The organism is Luteimonas sp. A277 (assembly GCF_054052045.1).
This window is the reverse complement of the sequence record NZ_JBSVRG010000008.1, coordinates 185,394-194,130: the sequence shown is the minus strand read 5'-3', so window position 1 is coordinate 194,130 and position 8,737 is coordinate 185,394. Positions and strand designations below refer to the sequence as shown.

Below are 8,737 nucleotides of genomic sequence, written 5' to 3'. Positions count from 1 at the left end.
AGTGAAACGCGCACGCGCCGATGGTAGTGTGCATCTAGCATGCGAGAGTAGGTCATCGCCAGGGTTTTTACCCCAAAGCCCCGCAGCCATAAGCTGCGGGGCTTTTCTTTGGGCGAAAGGAAGAGGCGAGACCGCTGTTGGCGGCGGAGCGACGGGCAAAAGAAAGACTCCGCCGGGCTTGGGTAATGTTTGCGGCGGGAGTGGGGGCTGGTCGGTGCTTCACATCGCCGCGACTTGATGGGCCCCGCCGTGGGCGGCAGGCTCTTTTCGGCGAATGTCCCCCGGCCTCCGCCTTGATTTCGCCGAAAAGCCCTCCCGCCCGCGGCGGGGCTCGGCTTCGGAGCGGTGGGAAGGGCGAAGGCGCGGCGATGGGAGATGAACCAACAAAAAGCCCGCCGTGCGGGCGGCCTTCTGATCAGGCAAAGGCCGTGACACCGGTGTGTCAGGCGGCACGTGTTTCGCGGCCGGTGTCGTGGCCCGGGGCTTTTTCAGCTCATTCGCCGGTGATAACCACGTCAGCCGGCCTGCGTGCAAACAGACCAACGCTGACCACGCCGGGAATCTGGTTGAGGTCGCGCTCCAGGGCGACCGGATCGGTGATCGACAGGCCATGGATATCCAGCACCCAGTTGCCGTTGTCGGTGACTACACCCTGCCGCCAGACCGGCTGGCCGCCGGTGCTGGCCAGAATCTCCCTTGCAACCAGGCTGCGGGCCATGGGGATCACTTCCACCGGAAGGGGAAACCCTCCCAGCACCTCGACACGCTTGGAGGGATCGATGATGCAGACGAACTTCTCGCTGGCTTCGGCGATGATCTTTTCACGGGTCAGCGCGGCGCCGCCGCCCTTGATCAGGCGCTGCTTGGGATCACATTCGTCGGCCCCGTCCACGTACAGCGGCAGGGGGCCCACGGCGTTCAGGTCGAGGACTTCGATGCCGTGGCTGCGAAGCCGTTCGCTGCTTTGTTCGGAGCTGGATATGGCTCCACCAATCCTGTCCTTGATTCTGGCCAGCGCATCAATGAAATAGGCGACGGTAGATCCGGTGCCTACGCCGACGATCATGCCGTCCTCGACGTGCTCAATGGCCTTTTCTCCGGCCAGGCGCTTTGCATCACTCATTATTGTTTGTTCCTTCCAGGGCCAGCAGGATCTTCCACTGCGAGGAGGTGACTGGCAGGACAGAAAGACGTGCACCCTTGCGGATCAGGGCGAAGTCCTCGCCCAGCGGTTCGCTGTGTTCGCGGATCAATGCCAGCGGAACAGGTTGCTCAAGCTTGCGCACGAAGCCAACGTCCACCAGGAACCAGCGCGGCTCCTCGCGGGTTGCCTTCGGGTCGTGGTATTTGGACTTGCTGTCGAACTGGGTGTCGTCCGGGTACGGCGTGCTTGCCACTTGGGCAATGCCATAGATGCCCGGGACCTTGGTGTTGGAATGGTAGAAGAACACCTGGTCGCCGACCTGCATGCTGTCGCGCATGAAGTTGCGCGCCTGGTAGTTGCGCACTCCGTTCCAGGGCTCGGTTCCGACCTTTTCCAGGTCATCAATCGAAAAATCATCGGGCTCGGACTTCATGAGCCAGTAGCGGGTGCGTTTGTTCATCTGGTTCCGTCGGGAAGGTGGGTGGATCGTTCGGTACAGATCGCATCCAGTGGCACGTCCCATTCTGCGGGCTGCAGCTGATCGACCTGCTGGGTGGAGAATGCGGCTCCCACCAGCCAGGGCGGCGCGGCGCTGTCCTGGCGGAATGAGAAGCTGCGGTCATACCAGCCGCCTCCCATGCCCAACCGGTTGCCCGCAGCATCAAAGCCTACCAGCGGGAGGACGGCCAGCTCCAAGGCGCTCGGGTCCAGTAACCTGGACGGATCAACCTCGGGTTCCGGTATGCCGTAACGGTTGGTGACCAGGGGATCGCCGGGGCGCCAAGGCGCAAAGCGCAGCCCGTCCGCAGCGGCGGTGGCCGGGTCGGAAGGCAGCACGGGAAGGCAGTAGGTGACACCTGGTGGAAGGCGCATCTGCCATACATGCAGGGCGATCTCGCCATCCATTGCCCAATAGCCGGCAACATGGCCCCGTTGTGGAAAGAACGGCAGCGAGAACAGATGGCCGGCGATGGCTTCGGCCGCGTCGATCCGGTCCTTTGCGGGGATGTCGCGCCTGGCCTGGCGCAGGCTGCGGCGCAGGGCGTTGCGCGGATCGGTCATTGGCAGTGTTTGTGTCTGGCGGCGGTGCGGTGTCCGCACCTGCCATGATGCCCCGGGAGCGTTGGGCCCCCGCGAGCTGGAAATAATGAACGTCCTCCGCCATGACGATGCGAGCAAAACGACCTTGAACCCAGGGTTCAAGTGGGGTGGCCGCGGGCTCCTTCGGGCTTTCCGCTGCAAGGCGGACCTGCACGCCCGGATTCCACCGCCTCCCCGAGGTCGTGATTAAGGGACAAGGCGAATGTTTGCGCGCTGTCGGACACAGCAGAGGACGCAGGGTCAGTATAACGCCAATGCCGGAGCGTGGATGAATGCCCGGCCGTGCAGACAGGGCGCGGGGATCAGTCGATCCCGGCTCCGTGCAGCTTGCGCTCAAGCGTGCCGAGGACGCGTTCGACCTCAAGGTCACGCTCGCGCAGTTGCTCCAGTTCGTGGGCCAGGTTGAGCGCGGCCAGCACCGCAACGCGATCGACCGAAGCCATCCGGCTGGTACCGCGGATCTCCCGCATTTTTGCATCCAGAAGCCGGGCTGCAGCCATCAGCGCCTCTCGCCCGTCAGAGCCGACGCCAATCGTGTATTCACGGTCCAGGATGCGGACGCTGACCGGTTCGCTATCAGCGCTCATGTGTGCTGCTCCAGTGATTTGAGCCTGGCAATCATGGCTTCCACCCGCGAGCGGGCCTGCTCGCTCTTGGCCAGCAGCTGCGAGCGCTCGCCCGAGACCTGCTCGTGCTGCTGGCGCAAGCTCTGGTTCTCGGCGGTCAGCTGGTGGATCCGGTCGACCAGCGTATCGACGCGCGCCGCGAGCGTGCGGAGCCTTTCAAGCTGGTCGTTGTTGTCCATGTTGGCAAGATAGGCAGGCCCAGAGGCCCGGTCAAGGATTGGTCATCTGCGTCGGACTGGACAAGGTCCCGCCGGCATGCTCCCAACTGCGGATGAAGGCCAGGCAGGCGCGTGCATCCATGGGCGGGGCCAGCCAGAATCCCTGGATCTCGTTGCAGCCGTGCTGCGAAAGGAAATTCACCTGGGCCTGGGTCTCAACGCCCTCGGCGATCACGTTGAGTCCCAGTGAATGGGCCATGGTGATGATGGTGCTGGTAATGGCGGCATCTTCCGGGTCGCTGCTGAGGTCGTCGATGAAAGCCTTGTCGATCTTGATCGATGTGATCGGCAGCCGTTTTAGGTAGGCCAACGAGGAGTAGCCGGTGCCGAAATCATCAATGGCCAGCGGAACCCCCATCTCGCGGAACGCGTGCAAGTGCGCGGCGGTGTGCGCGGCGTTGGCCATCAGCACGCTTTCGGTCAGCTCCAGCTCCAGCAAGCCAGACGCCAGGCCGGTGTCTTCGAGGATCCGCTTGACGACTTCGGGGAAATTGCCGCGCACCAGCTGCAGCGCCGATACGTTGATCGATACCGCCAGGCGCGGATCCACGCCATGCTGCTGCCAGCGGGAAAGCATCAGGCACGCTTCGCGCAGCACCCATTCCCCGATTTCCAGGATCAGCCCGCTTTCTTCGGCCAGGGGAATGAAGTCTGCCGGCGGGATCTCGCCGTGTTCTTCGCTGGTCCAGCGCAGCAGCGCTTCCACCCCGGTGATACGCGAGTCGGCCAGCGCCATGCGCGGCTGGAAGGCCAGGCGCAGTTCGCCGCGGTCGAGCACTTTGTGCAGGGCTCCGGAGAGGGTCGCGCGCTTGCGGGTGGCTACATCCATGGCGTCGTCGTAGCGCATGAAAGTGCGCCGGCCAGCGGCCTTGGCCTGGTACATCGCGGTGTCGGCGCGCTTGATGAGTTCGGTTGGCACCTGGCCGTGCTCGGGATACAGGCTGATGCCGATCGATGGTGAGATGGAAATTTCCTGGCGGCCATCAAGCTGTAACGGTGCTTCGAAGGCCATGATGATCTCGCGGGCGCTGCGCTCTGCATGGGCGGGCGACTCCAGGTCTTCCAGCACCACCGTGAATTCGTCGCCGCCCAGCCGGGCCACCGTGTGATGCTCGCCCACCGTCTGTTGCAGGCGCTTGGCGGCGGCCCTGAGGATCCGGTCGCCGGCGGCGTGGCCCAGCGAATCGTTGATGTCCTTGAAGCGGTCCAGGTCAAGGAACAACAGCGCGATGCGTCCGCCATTGCGCCGGGCGCGGACAATGGCGCGCGACAGGCGTTCGGACAGCATCGACCGGTTCGGCAGGCTGGTCAGGGGGTCGAAGTTGGCCAGGTAGAGCAATTCCTGCTCGGCGCGCTTCTGCTGGGTGACGTCGCTGAGCACGGTGACATACTGCTTTTGCCCGGCTTCATTCGTGGTGACGGCATTGCTCACCAGATGGCACAGGAATTCCTCGCCGTCCTTGCGCCGCTGCCACATTTCCCCTTTCCAATGGCCACGCTTGGCGATCTGCCGACGCACGTCCTGGTAGAAAGCCCGGTCGTGCTGGTCGCTGTCGAGCATGGCCGCGCTGCGGCCGATGATCTCCTCGCCCTGATATCCGGTGATGCGGGAAAACGCCGGGTTGACCGAGATGAAGTCGAAGTTCTCGTCCACGACCGATACGGCCTCGTCCATGCTGCGCAGCACCTGCGCTGCGATGCGGCGTTCGCGCTCGGCCTGATGGCTGCGGCTGATGTCGCGGGCGGTGCCGGCCACGCGGGTGGGCGCGTCGTGTTCGTCCCGCGTCACGACGCGGCCGCGCGCCCGGATCCATACCGGTTCATCGTCATCCAGAAGGATGCGCACCTCCGACACGACGCTTCGGGTAGTGCCATCCAGACAGGCCTGCATGCTGCGTGCCGCGGCTTCGAAATCGTCGGGATGGATCAGGGCCGCGATCGGCACCACCCGCTCGTGCATGACGTCGGCCTGGCCTTCCGGCTCGATTTGCAGCAAACGCACGCGCTTGGTGCTGACGTCGTATTCCCAGTAGTGCTCACTGGTGGCCCAGAGGGCCATTTTCAGCCGCTCCTCGCGCTCTGCCAGCAGGTCCAGCTGCGCCCGCGCACGACGCCGCTGCCGCAGGAACAGCACTCCCAGCAGCACCAGAAAAAGGATGACGACGCCTGGCAGTCGCAGGTCTGCAGGATCGATCGGCACATTGTTCCCCCGCACTGCAAGCATGCAGCGCCCCCGTTGAGTTTAGGCGCGGCGACCCCTCGGCAACAAGCGCGGCTGCAGGCCCGGGTTGTTAGACTGCAGATCCTTCCAAAGTGGCCGAAACAATGACCGCTACTCTTCCCCCCGTGGCCGAAGTGCAGGACTCGATCCGCAGTCTTGGACTGGCTGTCAGCGTTTTCGAACTGCACGGCAACCTTTGCGGATGGCTTGCCGGTGGCGGTGACAATAGTCCCGGCTGGCTGGGCCAGGTGCTGGCCGATGATGGAGCGCCGGCGCCCGACCGGGGGCTGGAGCAGATGCGCGAAGCCACGGCGTCGCAGATCGAGGATCCGGAGTTCGATTTCAACTTGCTGCTGCCCGCGACTTCGGAGCCGCTGTATGAGCGGACCCTGGCGTTGTTTGACTGGTGCCGCGGGTTCCTCGGCGGCTTCGGGCTGGCGGCGGGCAAGGACCCGCCGGTATCGGAAGAGGGCAGCGAAGCCCTGGTCGACATCGCCCGCCTGGCCGCCGCGACACCGCAGGAGGAGGGTGACGAGGACGACGAGCAGGCCCTGGCCGAGATCCAGGAATTCGTGCGGGTGGCGGCGCTGCTGCTGCACGGGGATTGCGCGCTGGGGCCGCGCCATCGGCAGAGTTTCAACTGAGGCCCCATTTGGCATGAGTCCAGTCAGGGATTCCGGTCCCGGCCTGCGTCCGCTGGCCGGGATATCGCCTGCCCTCCATGAGCGCCATCGCAGGCAGCTCATGGCGATGGCCGGTGAGGAGGCAATCGTGATCGTGCCGGCGGCGCCGCAGCGGGTGCGCAGCGGTGACACGTTTCATGCATATCGTCAGGACTCGAACCTGTGGTACCTGACCGGTTTCGCCGAGCCGGAGGCGGTGCTGGTGCTGGTACCCGGGCGCCGCCATGGCGAGTGCCTGCTGTTCTGCCGCGAGCGGGATCCGGTGCGCGAGGGTTGGGACGGTCCACGGCTGGGGCCGGAGGGCGCGGTGGACGCGCTGGGCATGGATGACGCCTATCCGATCGACGACATGGACGAGATCCTTCCCGGGCTGCTGGAGGGCAGGCCGCGGGTGTATCACCATTTCGGGCGCAACGAGGATTTCGACCTCAAGCTGATCGGCTGGTTCAAGCAGGTGCAGGCCCAGGTGCCGGCGCGTGCCCAAGCCGCGCACGAGTTCCTCGAGCTTGGCCACCTGTTGGATGAAATGCGGCTGTTCAAGGCCCGCGAAGAGCTGGTGCTGATGCGTCGCGCAGCGGCGATCAGCGTGCGTGCGCATGCCGCGGCAATGCGTGCCGTGCGGCCCGGCATGTACGAATACGAACTGCAGGCCGAACTGGAATACGAGTTCCGCCGCCATGGGGGCCAGGCGGCCTATGAAAGCATCGTGGGTGCCGGCGCCAACGGCTGCGTGCTGCATTACGGCGCGAACCGGGCACGCATTGCGGCTGGTGACCTGGTGCTGATCGACGCGGGTGCCGAGTACGCCGGCTATGCGGCCGACATCAGTCGCACCTTCCCCGCCAGCGGGGAGTTCAGTCCTGCCCAGCGCGCACTGCACGATCTGGTCCATTCGGCCCAGGCCGCGGCGCTGGAGCAATCACGGCCGGGAGTCCCGTTCGAGACGGTGCATGAAACCGCCGTGCGGGTCCTGGCCGAAGGCATGCTGGCGCTGGGCCTGCTGAAGGGGCAGCTGGAAGAAGTGCTTGCCCAAGGGAGCTATCGCCGTTTCTATCCGCATAAATCCGGACACTGGCTGGGCCTGGACGTGCACGACGTGGGCGAATACAGGATCGACGGCGAGCCGCGGCTGATCGAGCCGGGCATGGTGTTCACCATCGAGCCGGGGATCTACGTGCCCCCCGACGCCACGGATGTGGACGCGAAGTGGCGCGGGATCGGGATCCGCATCGAGGATGACGTGCTGATCACCCGGGAAGGGCACGAAGTGCTGACCACGAACCTCGCCCGCAGCGCGGACGAGGTGGAAGCATTCATGGCAGCGGCCCGGTGCTGAGCCCGGACTGTTCGACCCGGGTCAGGCCGCGTCGAATTCCTCGCGGGTCAGGTTCACCGGCTCGCCGTCGGTAATCACCAGGTCGTCTTCGATGCGCACGCCGCCGTAGGGGCGGAATGCTTCAACCCGCTCCCAGTCCACGCTGTCGGCATGCGCGCCGTTGCGGACCTTGTCCAGCAGCATGTCGATGAAGTACACGCCCGGTTCGTTGGTCATCACCATCCCCGGCTCCAGCACGCGGGTGAAACGCAGGAACGGGTGGCCTTCGGGCTTGTCGATGCTGCCGCCGGCATCACTGGCGGCAAAGCCGGCCACATCGTGCACCTGCAGGCCGATGCCGTGGCCCAGGCCGTGCGGGAAGAAGGCCGAGCTCATGCCGGTCTCCAGCGCCGCTTCCGGGCTGGTGCGCAGCACGCCGAAGTCCTTCAGTACCCCGGCCAGGGTCAGGTGTGCATCCAGGTGCACCTGGCGGAAATCAGTGCCGGCGGTGAAGCGGGCGTTCAATTCCTGCTGCGCGCGGTCGACCGCTTCGATCAGGGCCTGGTACTCGCTGCCCGTGTCGCTGGCATAGGTGCGGCTGATGTCGGCGGCGTAGCCGGCGTGGGCGGCGCCTGCGTCGATGAGGAAGCTGCGCAGCGAAGCTGGCGGCACCCGGTCACGTTCGGTGTAGTGGAGCACGGCGGCGTGTTCGTTGAGCGCAACGATGTTGCCATAGGGCAGGTCATTGGCGTCCTGGCCGGCGGCCTGGCAATAGGCCAGGTGGATGCCGAACTCGCTGGCGCCGGCGCGGAACGCACGTTCGGCTGCGCGGTGCGCGCGCACGCCGCGGCGGTTGGCCTTGCGCAGCATCTCGATTTCGTACGGCGTCTTATACGCGCGGTGATAGTCCAGGTATTGCAGCACCGCGTCCGGGTTGTTGGGGCTGAAGCTGCCCAGCGCGCTTTGCGGTTCGCCGAGGATGGCGCAGCGGGCAGGATCCCGGGGCAGGTGCTCGAGCGCCTGGTCGGGCTCGCGGATCACCACGATGTCGAAATGACCGGCCCAGTAGCCCGACGGCGCCTCCGGTACCACGTGCCAGTAATCGAACGGCTGCAGGTACACCAGCTTTGGCCGTTCCCCGGGGGTCACCACCAGCCAGCTGCCGGGATGGGAAGTCAGCGGCGCCCAGGCCTTGAACTGCGGGTTGGTCGCATAGGGGTAATCGCGGTCGTCGAACAGGTGGTAATGCAGGGTTCCACTGGGTATCACCAGATGATCGAAGCCGCCCCGCTCGAGCGCAACGGCGGCGCGCTGCTGCAGAACCTGAAGGTGTTGCTGATAGAGCTGGGCGGGATTGGAAGTCATGGCATGGGACCTGTTTGAAACGTCACATTGTCTCCCATCCGCCGCTGACTGCCCAAGCGGCGCC

Annotated in this window: 9 protein-coding genes and 1 other RNA gene; 2 read left to right on the top strand and 8 right to left on the bottom strand. The window is 65.3% G+C overall.

The window, feature by feature from the left end:
• Window positions 1–493: 493 nt before the first annotated feature.
• The 7 genes from rpiA to ACW7G2_RS09855 form a co-directional block, all read right to left on the bottom strand.
• Entirely contained in the window at window positions 494–1,123 is a 630-nt protein-coding gene (rpiA, locus tag ACW7G2_RS09885; protein WP_456975215.1) for a ribose-5-phosphate isomerase RpiA, read from the bottom strand.
• Window positions 1,116–1,604: an EVE domain-containing protein gene (locus ACW7G2_RS09880; protein WP_456975213.1), complete on the bottom strand. Its 489-nt coding sequence runs from the start codon at window positions 1,602–1,604 to the stop codon at window positions 1,116–1,118. The genes rpiA and ACW7G2_RS09880 overlap by 8 nt, the downstream gene beginning before the upstream one ends.
• A complete protein-coding gene (locus ACW7G2_RS09875) occupies window positions 1,601–2,206 on the bottom strand; it encodes a 5-formyltetrahydrofolate cyclo-ligase (protein ID WP_456975211.1) in 606 nt (201 codons plus the stop codon). The genes ACW7G2_RS09880 and ACW7G2_RS09875 overlap by 4 nt, the downstream gene beginning before the upstream one ends.
• Window positions 2,207–2,295: 89 nt before the next feature.
• Window positions 2,296–2,480: non-coding RNA, 6S RNA (gene ssrS / locus ACW7G2_RS09870), on the bottom strand.
• A gap of 67 nt (window positions 2,481–2,547) precedes the next feature.
• Window positions 2,548–2,832, bottom strand: a complete 285-nt coding sequence (locus ACW7G2_RS09865) for a cell division protein ZapA (RefSeq protein ID WP_456975209.1) — start codon at window positions 2,830–2,832, stop codon at window positions 2,548–2,550.
• Window positions 2,829–3,050 carry a TIGR02449 family protein gene (locus ACW7G2_RS09860; protein ID WP_456975207.1) on the bottom strand — a complete coding sequence of 74 codons (222 nt, stop codon included), beginning with the start codon at window positions 3,048–3,050 and terminating at the stop codon, window positions 2,829–2,831. The genes ACW7G2_RS09865 and ACW7G2_RS09860 overlap by 4 nt, the downstream gene beginning before the upstream one ends.
• 31 nt (window positions 3,051–3,081) lie before the next feature.
• Window positions 3,082–5,304 carry a putative bifunctional diguanylate cyclase/phosphodiesterase gene (locus ACW7G2_RS09855; protein ID WP_456975205.1) on the bottom strand — a complete coding sequence of 741 codons (2,223 nt, stop codon included), beginning with the start codon at window positions 5,302–5,304 and terminating at the stop codon, window positions 3,082–3,084.
• A 110-nt stretch (window positions 5,305–5,414) separates the two neighbouring features.
• Here ACW7G2_RS09855 and ACW7G2_RS09850 point away from each other — a divergent pair, with 110 nt between their 5' ends.
• Complete coding sequence (locus tag ACW7G2_RS09850; RefSeq protein ID WP_456975203.1) at window positions 5,415–5,954, top strand: UPF0149 family protein; 540 nt, start codon at window positions 5,415–5,417, stop codon at window positions 5,952–5,954.
• Window positions 5,955–5,997: 43 nt separating this feature from the next.
• Window positions 5,998–7,329, top strand: a complete 1,332-nt coding sequence (locus ACW7G2_RS09845) for an aminopeptidase P N-terminal domain-containing protein (protein WP_456975251.1) — start codon at window positions 5,998–6,000, stop codon at window positions 7,327–7,329.
• A 21-nt stretch (window positions 7,330–7,350) separates the two neighbouring features.
• Here the strand turns inward: ACW7G2_RS09845 and pepQ are convergent, their stop codons facing one another.
• Entirely contained in the window at window positions 7,351–8,673 is a 1,323-nt protein-coding gene (gene pepQ / locus ACW7G2_RS09840; protein WP_456975201.1) for a Xaa-Pro dipeptidase, read from the bottom strand.
• Between the last annotated feature and the right edge of the window lie 64 nt (window positions 8,674–8,737).